Source organism: Massilimicrobiota sp. An105, from assembly GCF_002161155.1.
Classification (GTDB): domain Bacteria; phylum Bacillota_I; class Bacilli_A; order Erysipelotrichales; family Coprobacillaceae; genus Allocoprobacillus; species Allocoprobacillus merdigallinarum.
Window position 1 is genome coordinate 1 of record NZ_NFLY01000018.1, and the last position, 19443, is coordinate 19443.

19 protein-coding genes are annotated in these 19443 nt (G+C 31.6%); 16 read left to right on the plus strand and 3 right to left on the minus strand.

Going from position 1 to position 19443, the window contains the following annotated elements; translation table 11 throughout:
• The first annotated feature begins 197 nt into the window (after positions 1–197).
• A complete protein-coding gene (locus B5E48_RS14090) occupies positions 198–506 on the plus strand; it encodes a UTRA domain-containing protein (protein ID WP_087304509.1) in 309 nt (102 codons plus the stop codon).
• A 1-nt stretch (position 507) separates the two neighbouring features.
• Here B5E48_RS14090 and B5E48_RS06530 read toward each other — a convergent pair whose 3' ends face one another.
• Positions 508–1473 (minus strand): hypothetical protein, encoded by a 966-nt coding sequence (locus B5E48_RS06530; RefSeq protein WP_087304510.1) that lies wholly within the window; start codon positions 1471–1473, stop codon positions 508–510.
• 125 nt (positions 1474–1598) lie between these two features.
• On the opposite strand from B5E48_RS06530, the gene B5E48_RS06535 reads away from it, so the two are divergent.
• The 11 genes from B5E48_RS06535 (at position 1599) to B5E48_RS06585 (ending at position 12841) form a co-directional block, all read left to right on the plus strand.
• On the plus strand, positions 1599–2417 hold the full coding sequence (locus B5E48_RS06535) for a Cof-type HAD-IIB family hydrolase (protein WP_087304511.1): 819 nt from the start codon (positions 1599–1601) through the stop codon (positions 2415–2417).
• Positions 2417–2590, plus strand: a complete 174-nt coding sequence (locus B5E48_RS06540) for a DUF4250 domain-containing protein (protein ID WP_087244772.1) — start codon at positions 2417–2419, stop codon at positions 2588–2590. The genes B5E48_RS06535 and B5E48_RS06540 overlap by 1 nt, the downstream gene beginning before the upstream one ends.
• 330 nt (positions 2591–2920) lie before the next feature.
• Positions 2921–3433 carry a metallophosphoesterase gene (locus B5E48_RS06545; protein WP_087304512.1) on the plus strand — a complete coding sequence of 171 codons (513 nt, stop codon included), beginning with the start codon at positions 2921–2923 and terminating at the stop codon, positions 3431–3433.
• Between the two features lie 116 nt (positions 3434–3549).
• Positions 3550–4752, plus strand: coding sequence for a threonine ammonia-lyase (gene ilvA / locus B5E48_RS06550; protein ID WP_087304513.1), 1203 nt, complete (start codon positions 3550–3552; stop codon positions 4750–4752).
• A 230-nt stretch (positions 4753–4982) separates the two neighbouring features.
• On the plus strand, positions 4983–8201 hold the full coding sequence (carB, locus tag B5E48_RS06555; RefSeq protein ID WP_087304514.1) for a carbamoyl-phosphate synthase large subunit: 3219 nt from the start codon (positions 4983–4985) through the stop codon (positions 8199–8201).
• Positions 8202–8346: 145 nt separating this feature from the next.
• Complete coding sequence (locus B5E48_RS06560) at positions 8347–8883, plus strand: DUF7010 family protein (protein ID WP_087244768.1); 537 nt, start codon at positions 8347–8349, stop codon at positions 8881–8883.
• A gap of 128 nt (positions 8884–9011) precedes the next feature.
• Positions 9012–9518 (plus strand): GNAT family N-acetyltransferase, encoded by a 507-nt coding sequence (locus B5E48_RS06565; RefSeq protein ID WP_087304515.1) that lies wholly within the window; start codon positions 9012–9014, stop codon positions 9516–9518.
• 126 nt (positions 9519–9644) lie between these two features.
• Positions 9645–10481 carry a DUF2262 domain-containing protein gene (locus B5E48_RS06570; protein ID WP_087304516.1) on the plus strand — a complete coding sequence of 279 codons (837 nt, stop codon included), beginning with the start codon at positions 9645–9647 and terminating at the stop codon, positions 10479–10481.
• A gap of 41 nt (positions 10482–10522) precedes the next feature.
• Entirely contained in the window at positions 10523–11338 is an 816-nt protein-coding gene (locus B5E48_RS06575; protein WP_087304517.1) for an AAA family ATPase, read from the plus strand.
• A 178-nt stretch (positions 11339–11516) separates the two neighbouring features.
• A complete protein-coding gene (locus B5E48_RS06580) occupies positions 11517–12173 on the plus strand; it encodes an ATP-binding protein (RefSeq protein ID WP_087304518.1) in 657 nt (218 codons plus the stop codon).
• Between the two features lie 299 nt (positions 12174–12472).
• Entirely contained in the window at positions 12473–12841 is a 369-nt protein-coding gene (locus B5E48_RS06585; RefSeq protein WP_087304519.1) for a hypothetical protein, read from the plus strand.
• A gap of 26 nt (positions 12842–12867) precedes the next feature.
• On the opposite strand, the gene B5E48_RS06590 is transcribed toward B5E48_RS06585, so the two are convergent.
• A complete protein-coding gene (locus tag B5E48_RS06590) occupies positions 12868–13218 on the minus strand; it encodes a hypothetical protein (RefSeq protein ID WP_087304520.1) in 351 nt (116 codons plus the stop codon).
• Positions 13219–13328: 110 nt separating this feature from the next.
• Between B5E48_RS06590 and B5E48_RS06595 the strand changes: the two genes are divergently transcribed.
• Positions 13329–13559, plus strand: coding sequence for a hypothetical protein (locus B5E48_RS06595; protein ID WP_087304521.1), 231 nt, complete (start codon positions 13329–13331; stop codon positions 13557–13559).
• 105 nt (positions 13560–13664) lie between these two features.
• The gene (locus tag B5E48_RS06600) at positions 13665–14054 is read left to right on the plus strand and encodes a hypothetical protein (RefSeq protein ID WP_087304522.1); all 390 of its coding nucleotides are present in this window, start codon (positions 13665–13667) and stop codon (positions 14052–14054) included.
• Positions 14055–14078: 24 nt separating this feature from the next.
• Here the strand turns inward: B5E48_RS06600 and purF are convergent, their stop codons facing one another.
• The gene (gene purF, locus B5E48_RS06605) at positions 14079–15482 is read right to left on the minus strand and encodes an amidophosphoribosyltransferase (protein WP_087304523.1); all 1404 of its coding nucleotides are present in this window, start codon (positions 15480–15482) and stop codon (positions 14079–14081) included.
• A 255-nt stretch (positions 15483–15737) separates the two neighbouring features.
• Between purF and B5E48_RS06610 the strand changes: the two genes are divergently transcribed.
• Together B5E48_RS06610 and asnB are read left to right on the plus strand one after the other, a co-directional pair.
• Positions 15738–17831: a glutamine synthetase III family protein gene (locus tag B5E48_RS06610; RefSeq protein WP_087304524.1), complete on the plus strand. Its 2094-nt coding sequence runs from the start codon at positions 15738–15740 to the stop codon at positions 17829–17831.
• Between the two features lie 26 nt (positions 17832–17857).
• Positions 17858–19438, plus strand: a complete 1581-nt coding sequence (asnB, locus tag B5E48_RS06615; RefSeq protein ID WP_087304525.1) for an asparagine synthase B — start codon at positions 17858–17860, stop codon at positions 19436–19438.
• Positions 19439–19443: the final 5 nt, after the last annotated feature.

Below are 19443 nucleotides of genomic sequence, written 5' to 3' on the forward strand. Positions count from 1 at the left end.
TCACCGAACAAAAAAGAAAGACATATAAGGAAAATAGTACAAATTTATCAATTTGCATAAAAAATAAAAAGAAGTGGTAGATTTAATAAAAAATTCTACCACTTTGTCAACAGCCTGAAGCGTCTATTTGGACGCTTTTTGGTCTTCTTATAGGAATTTGTTTTCGTCTGCGTTTATTGCATAAAGAACTCTATTGAATAGAATATTTAAAAGTTCCAGTTCAAGTTATATCCCATTTAACAGAAGAGATTTTATTATCTTCGTTTTATAATGATATAAAGGAAAATTTTAAACTCAAGATTGTGGGTGCTAATCGTAAGATTAGGGCTGATTTACCAAACAACTTGGAAGTCGAATACTTAAAATGTACACCAACAACACCTATGCTTGAAGTACAACAAGTAACGTATTTAAATAATGGACTCCTTTTGAATATGTTCGTTCACGTCATACGTATGGTAAAAGGTCTGTCCTTGTTCATAGTCTTTATAATGTTGATTAGATGAATTATATTTTGGCTTCTGCCCATTCAAAAATTGTTTTGATTTGAGGTGGAAGATCATTATGAGATGATAGTATTTGTTTTTTGAGTTGAAGAACTTCTTCAGGTTGATTATGAATATAAGCGACATAAAGAGAAACAATCAAAGTTAATGTTTTGATATTTTCTCTTTGGTGTAAACGAGGATGACTTTGATAAAGAGTTTGAAACTTTGTATAAGCATCCTCAAACTTTTCAAGATCCTGTAGCATTGCTAAGTGAGCAATGCAATGTTCATAGTAATAAAGTTTTGTGAGGGCAGGAAGTCTTTTGGCATTTTGTTTCCATATAAGTAAAAAATCATAAGCTTCCTGAGGATAACCCAATCTTCCCAATGCTGATGAAACATTCATAAGTGTATTGTAACTCAAGATGGCTTTTTGAAAGACAGGGATACAACAAAGATGATAAGTCATTTGAATATAGAGTTTATAATCATGATATAAATAGGACTGATAATATGTTTTTTCAATATGCGTATAGATGTATGCATATACAAATACAATTATCAACAAACAGACTATAAACAACAAGAAGATCATACTTATAGGCTGATCAAAGATAATACGCATAATAATATAATAAGAAAAAACAATAGCCATGATATTTAAACAGAAATAATAGACTAATAAGGCGAAGATACGTTTTTGAGCGTATATTGTAGCGTAAGATAAAGATTGCAAATGTTGAATATCTGGATGTTTGGCAAGAAAGTTTTCTAACCAGTCATGAATAGCTGGTATTTTTTTATTTTGAGAAAAATACATGATCCATTGTATCAATATGATACTTATAAAAACGATTGTATAGATTATACGAAAGATAGGTGTATAAGTATAAACATTAATACGCAAGAAGAAAAAGAGAAATATAAAGAATGATAGTATTGTGAGAATAATCATCTGATTTCTTAATTTGTTTTTGAGATTCATTTTTATGCCCTCCTGATAGTCATTATACCATAAATATGCTTATAAAATATGTGATTATCTTGGAAAATAGAATATAGACAAATGATACAAAATTTTATAAGATAGTAAAAAAACAGGAGGTTATGATGAAATATAAATTAATCGCATTAGATTTAGATGGGACTTTAAAGAATTCTGATAATCAAATCACTGCTAAAACAAAAGAAGCTTTAATCGAAGTTCAAAAACAGGGAGTTAAGATTGTTTTGGCTTCAGGTAGACCAACAGCAGGACTTAGACATGAAGCTAAAGAATTATTGTTGGATGAATTTGGTGGATATTTACTTTCTTTTAATGGTGCCAGAGTGGGAATTGTACCGAATCAGGAAACAGTATATGAACAAACATTATCTATTGAAGAAGCTAAAAAGGTGTATACACAAGCTAAACAATACAACTTAGCTTGTATGACATATAAAAATGATAGTATCTATACAGAAGATATTGACGATGAGTATGTTTGCATTGAAGCAAAAATTAATGATATAAGAAAATATCAGGTTTCATCTTTTATTGATATATTAGAAAATCCTATACATAAAGTTTTATTAACGGGAACACCAGAATATATTGCTTCTATTGAAGAAGAATTTAAAAAGCCTTTTGGAAATGAATTAAGTATTTATCGTAGTGCACCATTCTTTTTAGAAGTGATGGCCAAAAATATAGATAAAGCAGCTTCTCTTGATCGTTTAGCTAAGAGTTTAGGCATTAAACAAGAGGAGGTCATAGCTTTTGGAGATGGCTATAACGATTTAAGTATGATTGAATATGCAGGACTTGGCGTTGCGATGGAAAATGCAGTTGAAGAAGTGAAACAACGTGCAAAAGTCGTAACGAAATCAAATAATGAAGATGGTATTGCATATGTTTTATCACAAATCTATGAAGGAGTTGAATACTAATGTTACCTAAAGATCCAGCCATGCTTTTAAGTTTTATCAATATGAAACTGAGAGATCAATATGATTCATTAGAATCATTATGTGATGATTTGGATGTTTCACAGGATGAAGTTATCCAAACATTACAAAAGATTGATTACATCTACGATGAACAATTAAATCAATTTAAATAAAAAAGCCTCTACAAATATGAGAAGAATTTTGTTATTTGAGTGTTCTAATAACGAGATTCATTTCATATTATAGAGGTTTATTTTTTTAAAAGAATACTCTTTTTATAACAAACGTCATTTGAAATACATTTGTTATTATAAGGTTTACTGATAATTGTGTTTTTTTATGGGAATTAAACTCATTTTAGATTGGAAATAAGTATAGTATCTTATTCATATGACTTTTTATATCAGAAAAATCTTTATAAAATATTAACATGTCATGAAAGGTGTGTTATCGTAAAGGTATGGTTTATCAACTATACCTTTTATTGTCATGGAGGTGATCAAATGATTTATTTTACAAGTGATTTACATTTAGGACATCAAAATGCTCTGCGTTTATGCAATAGACCATTTCAAGATGTTGATGAGATGAATAGAACATTGATACAAAACTGGAATCAGTTTGTAAAAAAGAATGATTTTATCTATATCTTAGGAGATTTAACAATGAAATTGTCTTTAGATGAAGCTAATCAGATCATTTCAAAGCTAAATGGAAGAAAAATATTGGTGAGAGGAAATCATGATAAAAAGTATGATGAATGTTTGTTTGAAGAAGTCTGTGATTATAAAGAACTAAAGTATCAAAAGAAATTTCTTGTTTTATCACATTATCCTTTTTTAGAGTGGAATCATTCTTTTAGAGGTTCTATTCATTTACATGGACATCAACATAATGATAGGAGTTATAATTTAAAAATGAGAGAAGAAGGTATTTATAGATATGATGTTGGTGTGGATGCGCATGAATATAGACCTGTAAGTATTGATGAAATTTTTAATTTCTTTCATATATAAATTTGTATTTAACTAAATCATAAGTATAGTATTTATGAATATGAAAAAAATCAATTCAAATCTATAATGAGTTATGTTATAATGTTGAAAATATATGAAAGAGAGGGAGATTCAATATGTTAGATTTAAAGCATTTTCAAGAAGCCAAAAAGAGAGTTGATGAAGTCATTATTCCTACTCCCTTAATATATAGTGAAGCTTTTTCAAAGGAATGTAAAAATCAGGTTTATATTAAACCTGAGAACTTACAGAGAACAGGTGCTTTTAAAATAAGAGGGGCTTATAATAAGATTGTCAAAATGGATGATGAAGCGAAAGCTAAAGGTTTAATTGCTTCTTCGGCTGGTAATCATGCACAAGGGGTGGCATACGCAGCTTCTAAATTAGGTGTCAAGGCCACAATTGTAATGCCTCAACATACACCATTAATTAAAGTAGAAGCAACAGAAGCACATGGGGCTGAGGTTGTTTTGGCTGGTGAAGTTTATGATGAAGCCTATCAGAAAGCTTGTGATTTACAAAAGGAACATGGATATACATTTGTACATCCATTTAATGATGAAGATGTCATTGAAGGGCAAGGAACAATTGCATTAGAAATTCTTGAAGAATTGCCTGAAGCAGATATTATCTTAGTGCCAATTGGTGGTGGTGGATTGATTTCAGGGATCGCCTGTGCTGCCAAACAAATCAAACCAACGATCAAGATTATTGGAGTAGAACCAGAAGGTGCTGCCAGTGCTTTAGCGGCTATTAATGAAGATCAGGTTGTGGCTTTAAAAGAAGCCAATACAATTGCGGATGGAACAGCCGTTAAAGAAATTGGTGATATGACTTTTGATTATATTAAAGAATATGTGGATGGTATTATTACGGTTTCTGATTATGAATTGATGGATGCGTTCTTGTTGCTTGTGGAAAAACATAAACTGGTTGCTGAAAATTCAGGTATTTTATCTCTTGCAGCATTAAAGAAATTAAATGAAAAGAATAAAAAAGTGGTATCTTTGATTAGTGGTGGAAATATTGATGTTTTAACAATTTCTTCAATGATTAATAAGGGATTGATTGCTAGAGGTCGTGTCTTTACATTTACTGTACAGTTATTAGATAAACCTGGTGAACTTGAATATGTATCTCATGTTTTAGCTCAATGTAATGCGAATGTTATTGGTGTGGAACATAACCAGTTTAAGAACTTTGCACGTTTCTCTGAAGTAGAATTACGTGTCACTTGTGAAACCAATGGGGAAAAGCATATTCAAAAGATTATGGACACATTTGCTAAAGAGGGATATGAAATTACAAGAATTAATTAATAATTTATTATCTTTTTGATTATTATTTATCATTTTCTTGAATGTATAAATACAAAAATATATACTTATTAAGGATAAGGAAAGGAATGAGAAAAATGATGGATTTTGGTTTAAAAACAACGAATCAAATAGCTGTTTCTCCAGAGTCTTCTTTTTCTTATTTTTTATATTTGTTATAGGACATATCATTTGATTTGATATGTCTTTTTTATGGATAAGGAGGAAAAGATATGCCAAAAAGAGAAGATGTAAACACAGTATTAGTTATTGGTTCAGGACCTATTATTATTGGTCAGGCTTGTGAATTTGACTATTCAGGAACACAGGCATGTAAAGCATTGAGAAGTTTAGGATACAAGATTGTCTTAGTCAATTCTAATCCAGCGACAATCATGACAGATCCAGAAACTGCTGATGTGACTTATATTGAACCATTGAATTTGAAAAGATTAACACAAATTATTGAAAAAGAAAGACCAGATGCCTTATTGCCTAACTTAGGTGGACAATCAGCATTAAACTTATGTGCTGAATTACATAATGCTGGAGTTTTAGATAAATACAATGTCAAAGTTCTAGGTGTGCAGGTTGATGCAATTGAACGTGGTGAAGACCGTTTGGAATTCAAAAAAGCCATGAATGAACTTGGTATTGATATGGCAAGAAGTGAAATTGCGAATACAGTTGAGGAAGCTTTAGCGATTGCTGATAAATTAGGTTATCCTGTTGTTGTGAGACCTGCTTATACAATGGGTGGTGCCGGAGGAGGACTTGTTTATAATGTTGAAGAATTAAAAACAGTTGTTTCTCGTGGTTTACAGGCAAGTCTTGTTCATGAATGTTTAATTGAAGAATCTATTCTTGGATGGGAAGAGTTAGAAGTAGAAGTTGTCAGAGATGCTAAAAACAATATGATTACTGTATGTTTTATTGAAAACATTGATCCATTAGGTGTTCATACTGGAGATTCTTTCTGTAGTGCGCCAATGTTGACAATTTCTCAAGATGTTCAAGATCGTTTAAAAGATCAGGCTTTTAGAATTGTAGAATCAATTGGTGTTATTGGTGGAACAAACGTTCAGTTTGCACATGATCCAAAAACAGATAGAATTGTTGTTATTGAAATTAACCCAAGAACTTCACGTTCTAGTGCTTTGGCTTCAAAAGCAACAGGTTTCCCTATTGCCCTTGTTTCAGCTATGTTAGCTGCTGGTTTAACTTTAGATGAAATTCCATGTGGAAAATATGGAACTTTAGATAAATATGTACCAGATGGTGACTATGTTGTTATTAAATTTGCAAGATGGGCTTTTGAAAAATTCAAAGGTGCACAAGATAAACTAGGAACACAGATGAAAGCTGTTGGGGAAGTTATGAGTATTGGTAAGACTTATAAAGAAGCTTTCCAAAAAGCGATTCGTTCTCTTGAAATTGGTCAATATGGTTTAGGATATGCAAAGAATTTCAATGAATTAACAAAAGAACAATTATTAGAAAAATTAACAGTTCCTACAAGTCAAAGACAATTCATCATGTATGAAGCTTTAAGAAAAGGAGCAACTGTTGAAGAATTATATGAATTAACAAGTATTAAACATTACTTCATTGAACAAATGAAAGAATTAGTTGATGAAGAAGAAATGTTAAAATCATATGCTGGAAAACAGTTGCCAGTAGATGTTTTAAGACAAGCAAAACAAGATGGTTTCTCAGATAAATATTTAAGTCAGATTTTAAATGTTTCTGAAGATAGTATCAGAAATGAAAGAATTGAAAATGGTATTACTCAAGCTTGGGAACCAGTTCATGTCAGTGGTACAAAAGATAGTGCATATTACTATTCTACATATAATGCCAAAGATCATAGTGATATTCATCATGATAAGAAAAAGATTATGATTTTAGGTGGAGGACCAAACAGAATTGGTCAGGGTATTGAATTTGACTATTGCTGTGTTCATGCTTCACTTGCTTTAAAGAAATTAGGATTTGAAACAATTATTGTCAACTGTAATCCAGAAACAGTCTCTACTGATTATGATACTTCTGATAAATTATATTTTGAACCATTAACATTAGAAGATGTTTTAAGTATTCATGATAAGGAAAAACCAGTTGGTGTGATTGCTCAATTTGGTGGACAGACACCATTAAACTTAGCTTCTCAGTTAAAAGCCAATGGTGTGCATATTTTAGGAACAACACCTGAAACAATTGATATGGCAGAAGATAGAGATTTATTCAATGAAATGATGGAAAAATTAGAAATTCCTATGCCAGAATCAGGAATGGCTGTCAATGTTGAAGAAGCTTTAGAAATCGCTAAAAGAATTGGTTATCCATTAATGGTAAGACCTTCTTATGTCTTAGGTGGACGTGGAATGGAAGTTGTTTATGATGATGACAGCTTAAAACAATATATGGCTGCGGCCGTTGGTGTGACACCAGATCGTCCAATCTTAATTGACAGATTCTTAAATAATGCAATGGAATGTGAAGCAGATGCTATTAGTGATGGAACAAATGTTTTCGTTCCAGCTGTTATGGAACATATCGAATTAGCTGGTATTCACTCTGGAGATTCAGCATGTATCTTACCTTCTAAACATATTCCAATGAGACATTTAGAAACAATCAAAAAATATACAAAGAAAATCGCGAAAGAAATGAATGTTCGTGGACTTATGAATATGCAATATGCGATTGCTGATGATAAAGTTTATGTTCTTGAAGCCAATCCAAGAGCTTCACGTACAGTACCTTTAGTATCAAAGGTATGTAATGTTAATATGGTGAAAATTGCAACTGATATTGTGACAATGGAATTAACTGGTAGAGAATCACCAGTACCAAAATTAACTGAAAAGAAAATTCCACATGTTGGTGTTAAACAAGCTGTATTCCCATTCAATATGTTCCCAGAAGTTGACCCAATCTTAGGACCAGAAATGAGATCAACAGGAGAAGTGTTAGGATTAGGAAGTTCATTTGGAGCAGCTATCTATAAAGCTGAAGAAGCGACACAAACAATCTTACCAACTGAAGGAAAAGTATTAATCAGTGTTAATGATTTAGATAAACCACAAGTTGTCTCTCTTGCAAAAGGATACTATGATGCAGGATTTACAATTGTAGCAACAGGAAATACATACGCTTTAATTCAAGAAGCAGGTGTACCAGTTGAAAAAATTAAGAAATTAAATGAAGGACGTCCAAACATTACAGATGCCCTTACAAATGGTGAACTTGCTATGGTGATCAATACACCTCATGGTAAACAAAGTGCTCATGATGATAGCTATATCAGAAAAACAGCTATTAAGATGAGAATTCCATATATGACAAACATCGCTGCTGCTAAAGCTGCATTAGAAGGAATTATGGAAATGAAGATTCATGGTAGCCATGCAGTCAAATCTTTACAAGAATACCATAGTGAAATTCAATAAAATCAATGAGAGAATGGAGTTATCTATTCTCTTTTTTTTGGTTAAAAATAGTTGAATAGAAGGATATCGTTGTTGTGGATAATAGTTATTGGTATAATAATCATACAGGAGTAGACAAATTAGAAGTTGTAGGAGAGGATAAAAAATGAATTTGGAGGAATTAAAAAAAGATTGCAGTAAAAAGCAAAAGAAAGGTATACATTTTATCATTGCATCAGTAGTAATATGGACCATGGTTTTAATAGTACAATTAACAAATTTGCCTGTATTAACAAAAAATCTATTAACATTTTGTTGTACTGCACCATTATTACCAATAGCTTTTTTAATATCTAAAATATTAAAAATACAATTTCAAGATAGAAGTAATCCATTAAATAATTTAGGAATACTATTTTCTGCAAATCAAATGATATATCTTTTAATAGCAATGTGGATTTATCCTACATTGCCAGATAAAATGCTAATGGTTATTGCTATGATTTTTGGGGGTCATCTATTACCTTATAGTTGGTTATATAATTCAAAATCATATATGGTGTTATCTATAATAATCCCTATATTATCATTAGTAGTAGGATTAACTTTTGAAAATTATGTTCTTGCAATGATGATGATAGGGATAGAGATAATATTTAGTGTTTTATTAGTATTTGAAAATAAAAAACTTATGAAAGATTAGAATTGCAAATACCAGTTTATCAGCGTGTTAAATAAAGCAAAGTTTACAGTCGTATATTATAGAAAAAGATAAATCCTAATTTAGAAGTGTAATCATAATGAACAATATCGATTTTTGGAGATGATAAGATGGAATTTAGACTAGCAAGAATAGAAGATCTGAAACAACTGAAAATAATTTATAAAGAGATCATAAAAAATATGAATAAAAATAACATTCAAATTTGGGATGATATTTATCCTTGCGAGTTCTTTGAAGATGACATAAATAACAAGCGTCTTTATGTTATTGCAGATGATGAAGAAATCATATCTGCTTTTGCTTTATGTGATAACAATGCAGGAGAAGCTTATGTTGAATGGAGTGAAAAATCTGCTAAAGCAATGTATATTGACCGATTGGGTGTTAATGTTGAGTATTCTAAAAAAGGAATTGGTCAGCAAATGCTCAATAAAGCAAAAGAAATTTCTAAATCACTTGGTGCTGAATATTTGCGATTATTTGTAGTAGATATAAATAAACCGGCTATTCGATTGTATCAAAAAAATGGTTTCACAAAAGTTGATGGAGTTTATGATGAGGTGTTTGACGATGGATATGTTTTACATGAAATAGGATATGAAATCAAGTTGTAAAACAAATCCTAATTGACCTAGCAAAAAGCGAGAGATACTTCTTGTCTGGAGGGTAAGAAGAGAAAAAAATTGTATGAATCAAGGAAATTTAAGTATATAAATGATTAAGAAAAGGTGGTGCGAATTATGTCAGTACAAACAGATTTTGAAAAAGAATTCGAAACAGAAGAATATGAAATGCTTATTTTAGTACAATCACCGTGTAAAGGGGCTGCAAATATAAAAGACATGTTGAAACCTTTTGTTGATTTTCTTGCGTCTATAGATTTGCGTACTGGTCAGTTCTTTCATGAGAAAGGTCGTGTTGAATGGCTTATAAAAAATGATAATAAACGCAATGGATGGGGATATAAATTTGAGCAATTTGGCATTTATCGTGTCACTGTCAGAAAATGTATACCGCAAAAATTGCTGCCATATCAATCACAATATATAAACAACAGATATATGCTTATAAATGTACTTGAAGAAAATGCTTCAAATGAAAAATTGGAAGCTTTAAAAGAATATTATTCTAAACCAATTTCTATAGAAAATGAATTAGGTTCTTTTGCCTTAGATAGAGAATTTTCATGGTTTGAGGGAATTGTCAATTGGAATGGAGTAGAAGTGAATGCATATCTGGAAACCGATGAGGAGGATGGGAATACTGCAAAACAGGCAATGAAGGTACTAAAAAAGGTATTAGATAATATTGTGGAGCATGATACGAAGTACCGTGAATTCGCTGCGCAAGAACTAACAGAACTTGCAAATGAGTGGATGGATGCATCAGATGAAATTGATACTGAAGAAATTACAAAAGAAATATTTATGAAGCGTATGGAAATGAGTGAAATAATAGTTAGTTCAGATGGAAGTTTATCTTTGTTTTACAATGATGACGATATGTTTTGGGGACATGCTATTGAAATAGAGGTTAAGCCAAATGGAGAAATTATAAGTGCTAATATAGCTGGATGAGAGTAAAAACTTGCAATTGAGCAAAGGAGGATTCTTTATTCATGATATATTTAAGAAGTTTTCAATTGAGTGATTTTCAAATATCTAATCCTCATATTTATCCGTATAGTATTTTTAGGGATAAAGATATAGAGCCTTTTGTATTTACACCAGTAACAGTCTTTTATGGGAATAATGGTTCTGGGAAATCAACATTACTCAATATCATCGCTAATAAGTTAGGACTCAAAGGTAAGGAAAATGCGACTTGTCATTCATATGGTATGGCAAACTACTTTACTCAATTTTGTTTAGAATGCTCTTATCGTTTGGGTGAAGATGAACTTGGTCAAAAGATAAGACACTTACCAGAGAATAGCCATTATATCAAAAGTGAAGATATTCTCTATGAGATTAAGAAAATTCAACAGCAACAAGTGTTATCAGATGGTATGTTATATGATTATGTAAAAAAGGGAATGACGAAGGAAGAAGCAAGAAAATATTTAGAGTCAAAGGATGGCTCAAAACAGATGGAGTATATCATGTTTGCGCAAGAAAAATATTCTAATGGGGAAACATCTATGCAGTACTTCGAGGGCTTCCTACAACCGGATGCATTATATCTATTAGACGAACCTGAAGTATCTCTTTCTCCTGCAAATCAAGTTGCATTAGCCCAAGAAATTAATAACATGGCAAGGTGGCTAGATTGTCAGTTTATTATTGCAACTCATTCACCTTTTATGTTAGGAACTTTAGATGCAAAAATATATAATATTGATTCCAAAGAATATGCTGTTACCAAATGGAGCGATTTAGAAAATGTTCGTTATTTTTACAATTTTTTTAAAAAGAATGAAAAAGAATTTGAGTAAATCTTGTAGATATCTGAAATTTTTGTTTTTCAGAGAAATTGTAGCTTATTGAACACAATTGTCATTTGATAATTAATTGATAGAAATGAAACGATAATGTTTTTCGTTATTACTTGCTGATCAAAATAATTATAAGGGTATTGATATTATAAAATTTGGACAAGATATTGATGAAATTATGGATAGAATTATTTTAGAAAATAAATCTATTTTATTGTTATTGGAAGAAAGCGTTGAAATGTATAAAAAATATTATCAATATGAAAAAATTGATGGAACTTCTAGGAAGATTGTCAATCGTATCCCAGAAAATGCGTTTCGTGAAGCTATAGCCAATGCTATGATTCATCGCTTTTGGGACATCAATGCATTTATAAGAGTAAGTATGTTTGATGATAGAATCGAAATAAGTTTTCCAGGAGGTCTTCCTTCAGGAATGAGTGAAGCAGAATATCTCGATGGACAGATTTCAATGATTAGAAATCCAATTATAGGAAATGTATTCTATAGACTAAGATATATAGAAATGTTTGGTACAGGAATCAAAAGAATCAACAAATCATATCACAATTCTCTAACAAAACCACAATTCAAAGTCTATGAAAACTCCATAACAATTATATTACCAACTGTATTAAGTACAGCTAGTTTAACAAGCGAGGAACAATTGATTGTACAGCTTTTTAATGGAAATTTAAAATTATCAAGAGCAGAAATAGAAAAACAAAGTCATTATAATAAGGCAAAGCTTATTAGAATACTGAATTCATTATCTGATAAAAATATTATTGATAAGTCGGAGAAAGGACGAGCTACTAAATATCAGTTACGATAGAGAAAAAAGTTTATTTACAAAATATAGATAATAGTAATGAGGATATTTTTCAAAAGTTAACTATCGTACAAGAAGAATGAATAAATATATTATAGGAACTTTAGCCTATGCAAATGGATGTTTGTATAGGCTTTTTACATATATGAATTATATATGTTTAGTAAATATCTAGTAGGCAATTGCGATAATGCTTTGTTTTAATAAAATCTTAACCTGAAGTAAAGATTATAAACATATTGTTTTCATCTTGCTTTGTTATACTGAAATCAAGATAAGAAAATGGAGGGGGAGAAAATCATATGTTGTATATGACAATGCCAGAATTTGCTTTCTTTATGGGACTTACATCTTATGTCATAAGAGATGTTTTTTCTAAGAGACATGTTTTTAATGGCTCAAAAAGATTACATATAATAGGAAGTATAGTTATGGGGTTATTGTTGTTTTTATTATATTTACATGATGAAATGAATTTAAATCATTTAAAAATCTTAATGATATATGTTCTATTTGTAGGTATGGATTTTTATAAAATGCAAAATCATCATTCTATTACGGAACATTTTTCATGGCTTTCATCAAGACAAGAAAATATGATTTTAAAGGTTTGTGGAACTTCTATAGTCATTGCACTATTAGCTTTGTTGGTCATGATTAAGTTTATATAAAAAAGAAATAGCCTTATTTTGCTATTTCATTGAGAATATATCGTTTCTAATTGATTGTCCAAGTTTTTTTGTTTGATTTCTTTGATTTGATTTTGACTATTATCAATTGTTATTTCTAAAGGGTATTTCTTTCCTGAAAGCATAGAGCCATAACCCTGAATTTGATAAACACCATCTTCTATTTGATTTAGCTTATATTTTTTATAGTAATAATGACCTGAACCATAAGGAATATGAATAATAATCTGGGATTGTTGCTCATGGACTTGATCAATATATAAATAGATAGGAACAGTTGTGAAAGTGTCTATGATGATCCATGCTATGAGAAGGGATATAATCCCTCCAATAATGAGACGTATTTTCTTTTTATTCATGATGTCCACTCCTCTTCTTCATTATATAACAGAAAACGATGTTATCTAAACAAAAAAGTGAATACACAAAAATTTCATATTATTTTGATATATATAAGATGGTGATCAAAATGGAAGAAATCATTCGAGAAATTGTTTATATATGTGTTATGTTTATTGGGATTATATTATATGAAGTGATGAGTGATAAATGTCTGGTTTGTATTCTAGATAAGCCTTTGTTTCCAGATTTATTTAAGAAAGAATGGAAAAGAGAAGTTATACAGGATTGGCTTGCAGTCTTATTCTTATTTGTATTTCCAGGTCTTTTTTATCTTTTGGAATTGCATATATCAAAATAGCAATACTAGGTATTATTGTAGTTTATGAAAGCAAAACTTTACGTAGACTGAAAATCAGTCAATATGTTGCTGATAAGCACTTTTTTAAGAGGGAAGAAGAGTAAAATGTTATATATGACTTCAGCAGACTATTTGTTCTTTGTAGTTGCTTCGACATTGATTATTAAAGATGTGCTCTGTCGAGATTATCAGGCATATGGCTATTGGAATACATATAGGTATTCTAAAGGAATTTATTTTACTGGTTTGGTTATTGTTATTTTACTTTGGGCATATGTTTGTGATTTGTTTTCAGGGTTTGATGTGAACTCTTTGAAATTGTATATCATATTTTTAATTTTCTTAGGCGTTGAAATTTATAAATCTATGACACAGCAGTTAATAAGTGAAAAATTTTCATGGCTATCTTCTAAGCAGGAAAATAAAGTATTAAGGATTTGTGGGACGGTTCTTGTTATTGGGATGTTGGCTTTGATTATTGCGATAAAAATATAAAAGGTTTGTCGTTTTGACAAACCTTTAATCGTCTTGAAAATCATTATCATATAGTGGTGTGACATATTTTCTATTGAAACAAGCCATACATAAATCACAGGTATGTTCTTTTTCAAAATGAATAGATTTTTGAAGTCCTTCTTCACTGATGAAGGCTAAGGAATCAGCACCAATATATGCGCAAAGTTCCTGAGTTGTCATCTTGTGAGAAATTAATTCATCAAGAGTAGACGTGTCTACACCATAAAAACAAGGATATTTGATTGCCGGTGAAGCAATTCTGACATGAACTTCTGTAGCGCCTGCTTCTTTTAATAAAGTCACAATACGTTTGGATGTTGTTCCTCTGACAATAGAGTCGTCAATCATGATGACTGTTTTTTGATTCACAATTGAAGAAACAGCCGAAAGCTTCATACGAACACCCTGATTTCTTAATTCCTGCGTAGGTTGAATGAATGTTCTTCCAACATATTTGTTTTTAATTAGTCCCATCTCATAAGGAATGTGGGAAGCTTCTGAATATCCAATTGCAGCAGATATAGATGAATCTGGTACTCCAATCACAATATCAGCATCTACTGGACTTTCTAAATAAAGTTGTTTTCCAGCATTTTTACGTGTTGTATGAACATTGATACCATCGAGGATACTGTCGGGACGAGAAAAATATACATATTCCATAGCACAGATCTTATCATGTATAGGCTGTTTTGTATAAAGACGAGATAACAATTGATTGCCTTTAACTCTGACTATTTCTCCTGGCTCGACATCTCTTAGAAATTTAGCGCCTACAATATCTAATGCACATGTTTCTGAAGCAAAGACATACGCTCCATTAGGGAGCTGCCCAATAGCTAGTGGTCTTAATCCATAACGATCTCTGACAGCATAGAGACGATCTTCTAAAAGAATGAGGAAAGCAAAAGCTCCATCTAATTTTTCTAAAGAAGCACAGATACGATCTATCATATGTCCTTTTTGACGTTTGATTAAATGTCCTAAAATTTCAGTATCAGATGAAGATGAAAAGATACTGCCTTGTTCTTCAAGTTCAGCTTTCAATACATTAGCATTCACAATATTTCCATTATGACAAATTCCCATATCACCCACCATGGTTCTAAAAAGTAAAGGCTGTACATTCATAATACCTCCACCACCAGCAGTTGAATAACGCACATGACCAATAGCGTGAATACCATTCATCTGATGAATCTTTTCACTGTTAAAAACTTCAGTGACCAAACCTTCTCCTTTATGAATAGAAAGTTTATGATCGTTCGCAACTAAAATACCGGCTCCTTCCTGCCCACGATGCTGAAGGGCATGTAAACCATAATAACAGAGGTTAGCTGCATTTGGATGCTGAAACACACCGAACACACCACACTCCTCATGAATTTCTTTTAAATCATTTATCATTGTTGTTCTCCTTATATTTTATAGAAGAATAGGAGATACATATATCAAAATTTGTTGTATAAGATGTTACATAAAAATAAATATTACGGGATTCAATATCTCCTATTCGTCTTTATTATAACGGAATAATTGTATTTTTTCAATCAAATATAATAATAATTTATTAAAATGATAAAAAAACATTGACAAAAATACGAAGCTGTATCATAATGCAAAATAAGTAAACGGATAGGTTTACATAAAGGAGTGATAGATATGGAAAAGAAAATAACAGATATTTTTGGAACTTTGGTATTTGATGAAGAAGTCATGGAAGAAAGACTTGCGAAGGATACTTTCAGAGAACTTCAAAAAACAATTAAAGAGGGGAAATCTTTAAATATCAAGATTGCAAATGCTGTGGCGAATGCGATGAAAGATTGGGCTGTGGAACATGGAGCTACACATTATACGCACTGGTTTCAACCGATGACAGGTGTAACAGCTGAAAAGCATGATGGTTTTATTGGAACAAACAAAAATGGGAAAGTTATTTTAGAATTTTCTGGCAAGGAATTAATTAAAGGAGAACCTGATGCGTCATCTTTCCCGAATGGGGGATTACGTGCAACATTTGAAGCCAGAGGATATACAGCTTGGGATCCAACTTCTTATGCTTTTATTAAAAATGGCGTTTTATGTATTCCTACAGCATTCTGTTCTTATTCAGGGCATGCTTTAGACAAAAAGACACCATTATTAAGAAGTATGCAGGCTATCAACAAACAGGCATTACGTATCTTAAAATTATTTGGTAACGAAAATGTTAAGAATGTCAAAACAACAGTGGGACCTGAACAGGAATATTTCTTAGTCGATAAAAAATATTATGAACAAAGAAAAGACTTGATTTATACAGGACGTACTTTATTTGGTGCACCATCTCCAAAAGGACAGGAAATGGAAGATCATTATTTTGGAACGATCAAGAGTAGAGTTCAAGAATTTATGAATGACTTGAATGAAGAATTATGGAAATTAGGTGTCTTAGTGAAAACTGAACACAATGAAGTCGCACCAGCTCAACATGAGTTAGCACCTATTTTCTCTACTACCAATATTGCGACTGATCATAACCAATTAACAATGGAATTGATTCAAAGAATTGCGAAAAAACATGGTTTGGTAGCTTTATTACATGAAAAGCCATTTGATGGTATCAATGGAAGTGGAAAGCATAATAACTGGTCATTATCAACAGATACAGGTGTGAATTTATTAGAACCTGGAGATACACCGCATGAAAATGCTCAATTCTTATTATTCTTATGCGCTGTGATTAAAGCGGCTGATGAACATCAGGATTTGTTGAGATTATCTGTTGCGACTGCAGGTAACGATCATCGTTTGGGAGCTAACGAAGCACCGCCAGCTATTATTTCTGTTTTCTTAGGTGATGAATTAGCTGAAATCTTAAAAGCTATTGAAGAAGATCGACCATATGATTCTAAGGAAAAAGAAGTCATGAAGATTGGGGCTCATGTCTTACCTAAATTTCCTAAAGATACAACAGATCGTAACCGTACTTCACCATTTGCTTTTACAGGTAATAAATTTGAATTCCGTATGCCAGGATCAAGTTCATCTATTGCAGGATGTAATATTGTTTTAAATACAGTGATTGCAGATGAATTAAAAGAATTTGCGGATATTCTAGAAAAAGCACCAGATTTTTCTTCAGCATTACATGCATTGATTCAAGGAACAATCAAAGAACATAAACGTATTATTTTCAATGGGAATGGTTATGATGATTCATGGGTAGAGGAAGCCAAGAAACGTGGACTATTAAACTTACGTACAACACCTGATGCTTTACCATATTTTATTAAAGATGAAAATATTGATTTATTTAAGAGACATAAAGTCTTTGATGAAGAAGAAGTGCATTCTCGTTATGAAATTATGATGGAAGAATATGTCAAGATTTTGCATATTGAAGCTTTAACAATGGTCAATATGGCTCAAAAAGAAATCTTACCAGCTGTCAGTCAATATTCATATGACTTAGCACAAACTTGTGCAATGAAAACAGAAGTTGCCAAGTTAGAAAATGTTTATGAAAAAGAAACTTTAAAAGATGTTTCAGCATTATTAGATCAAGCTTTTAAAGCAACAAAACATTTAGACAAAGTCTTAAAAGAAGCTGAAGCGATTGAAGACTTTGAAAAGGCAGCTTTCTATTATCGAGATGAAGTCATTCCAGCTATGAGTGCTTTACGTACACCATGTGATGAATTGGAAACATTAACTGCCGAAAATGTATGGCCATTCCCAACATATGGCAAACTGTTATTTGGTATTTTATAAAATTATATAAGAGAGGGGTTATGACAATGTGTTCGATTATGGCGTATTGCGACAGCAATGTAGAAAAAGAGATTTTTTTAAAAGGTTTTGAAAGAACACATACCAGGGGACCTGATGCTATGCGTATTATTGATACAGGTAAAGGGCTATTGGGATTTCAACGTTTATCCATCATGGGATTAAATGAGTATGGTATGCAACCATTTCAAAGAGGGAAGCATTACGTTGTCTGTAACGGTGAAATCTATGGTTTTAGACCAATGAAAGAAAAATTGATGAAGCAGGGCTTTGACTTTCAAGGGGAGAGTGATTGTGAAATCCTGCTTCCTCTTTATCAAAAAATGGGTGTAGACATGTTTAAAGAATTAGATGGAGAATTTGCATTGATTCTTTTTGATGGTGATACAAAAGAATTTATTGCTGCTAGAGATCCGATTGGGATTCGCCCATTATTTTATGGTTATGATGATCATCAGCACATTGTCTTTGCTTCAGAAGCCAAAAATTTAGTTGGCATCTGTGATAAGATTGTACCTTTTCCACCAGGACATTATTATCAAAATGGGGAGTTTGTTTGTTATAGAGATATGAGCCTGGTGGAAAACTATCATCATGATGATTTCAATACAATCTATACAAATATACATGATTTATTAGTCAAAGGTATTGAAAAAAGATTGGATGCAGATGCACCACTTGGTTTCTTATTAAGTGGTGGATTAGATTCATCACTTGTCTGTGCAGTGGCTTCTCGTCTGCTAAAAAAACCAATTCGTACTTTTGCGATTGGAATGGACAAAGATGCTATTGACTTAAAATATGCCAAAGAAGTGGCTGAGTTTATTGGCAGTGAACATACCGAAGTGATTATCACAAAAGATGATGTTCTAAGTGCCTTAGAACCTGTTATTGCCACTTTAGGAACATATGATATTACAACAATTCGTGCATCTATTGGTATGTATCTTGTCTGTCAGTATATTCATCAGCATACAGATATTAGAGTTTTATTAACGGGTGAGATTTCAGATGAATTATTTGGTTATAAATATACAGATTTTGCGCCAAATGCAAAAGAATTCCAAAAGGAAGCTGAAAAACGTATTCGAGAAATTTATATGTATGATGTCTTACGTGCTGATCGTTGTATTAGTGTTCATTCCTTAGAAGCACGTGTGCCTTTTGGAGATTTGGCTTTTGTGGATTATGTTATGCATATTGATCCTGCTTTAAAAATGAATAATTATGGAAAAGGAAAATATTTATTGCGTAAAGCGTTTGACAGAGGATATTTACCTCAAGATATCTTAATGCGTGAAAAAGCAGCTTTTTCAGATGCGGTAGGACATTCATTAAGTGATGAAATCAAAGCTTATGCGAATAATTATTATAGTGATCAGGAATTTGAAGAAAAAAGAAAGAAATATGATTTCGCCCAACCATTTACAAAAGAGTCATTATTATATCGTGAAATCTTTGAAAAATATTATCCACATCAGGCACAAATGGTGAAAGGATTCTGGATGCCAAATCCAAATTGGGAAGGCTGTCAGGTCAACGATCCTTCTGCCAGGTTTTTAGAAAATTATGGAGATAGTGGAAAGTAGAAAGG

What these genes read in the sequence shown, in the direction of transcription:
- B5E48_RS06530 (WP_087304510.1), bottom strand. Translation starts at nt 1,473, where the DNA reads ATGAATCTCAAAAACAAATTAAGAAATCAGATGATTATTCTCACAATA.
- B5E48_RS06535 (WP_087304511.1), top strand. Translation starts at nt 1,599, where the DNA reads ATGAAATATAAATTAATCGCATTAGATTTAGATGGGACTTTAAAGAAT.
- B5E48_RS06540 (WP_087244772.1), top strand. Translation starts at nt 2,417, where the DNA reads ATGTTACCTAAAGATCCAGCCATGCTTTTAAGTTTTATCAATATGAAA.
- B5E48_RS06545 (WP_087304512.1), top strand. Translation starts at nt 2,921, where the DNA reads ATGATTTATTTTACAAGTGATTTACATTTAGGACATCAAAATGCTCTG.
- ilvA (WP_087304513.1), top strand. Translation starts at nt 3,550, where the DNA reads ATGTTAGATTTAAAGCATTTTCAAGAAGCCAAAAAGAGAGTTGATGAA.
- carB (WP_087304514.1), top strand. Translation starts at nt 4,983, where the DNA reads ATGCCAAAAAGAGAAGATGTAAACACAGTATTAGTTATTGGTTCAGGA.
- B5E48_RS06560 (WP_087244768.1), top strand. Translation starts at nt 8,347, where the DNA reads ATGAATTTGGAGGAATTAAAAAAAGATTGCAGTAAAAAGCAAAAGAAA.
- B5E48_RS06565 (WP_087304515.1), top strand. Translation starts at nt 9,012, where the DNA reads ATGGAATTTAGACTAGCAAGAATAGAAGATCTGAAACAACTGAAAATA.
- B5E48_RS06570 (WP_087304516.1), top strand. Translation starts at nt 9,645, where the DNA reads ATGTCAGTACAAACAGATTTTGAAAAAGAATTCGAAACAGAAGAATAT.
- B5E48_RS06575 (WP_087304517.1), top strand. Translation starts at nt 10,523, where the DNA reads ATGATATATTTAAGAAGTTTTCAATTGAGTGATTTTCAAATATCTAAT.
- B5E48_RS06580 (WP_087304518.1), top strand. Translation starts at nt 11,517, where the DNA reads ATGGATAGAATTATTTTAGAAAATAAATCTATTTTATTGTTATTGGAA.
- B5E48_RS06585 (WP_087304519.1), top strand. Translation starts at nt 12,473, where the DNA reads ATGTTGTATATGACAATGCCAGAATTTGCTTTCTTTATGGGACTTACA.
- B5E48_RS06590 (WP_087304520.1), bottom strand. Translation starts at nt 13,218, where the DNA reads ATGAATAAAAAGAAAATACGTCTCATTATTGGAGGGATTATATCCCTT.
- B5E48_RS06595 (WP_087304521.1), top strand. Translation starts at nt 13,329, where the DNA reads ATGGAAGAAATCATTCGAGAAATTGTTTATATATGTGTTATGTTTATT.
- B5E48_RS06600 (WP_087304522.1), top strand. Translation starts at nt 13,665, where the DNA reads ATGTTATATATGACTTCAGCAGACTATTTGTTCTTTGTAGTTGCTTCG.
- purF (WP_087304523.1), bottom strand. Translation starts at nt 15,482, where the DNA reads ATGATAAATGATTTAAAAGAAATTCATGAGGAGTGTGGTGTGTTCGGT.
- B5E48_RS06610 (WP_087304524.1), top strand. Translation starts at nt 15,738, where the DNA reads ATGGAAAAGAAAATAACAGATATTTTTGGAACTTTGGTATTTGATGAA.
- asnB (WP_087304525.1), top strand. Translation starts at nt 17,858, where the DNA reads ATGTGTTCGATTATGGCGTATTGCGACAGCAATGTAGAAAAAGAGATT.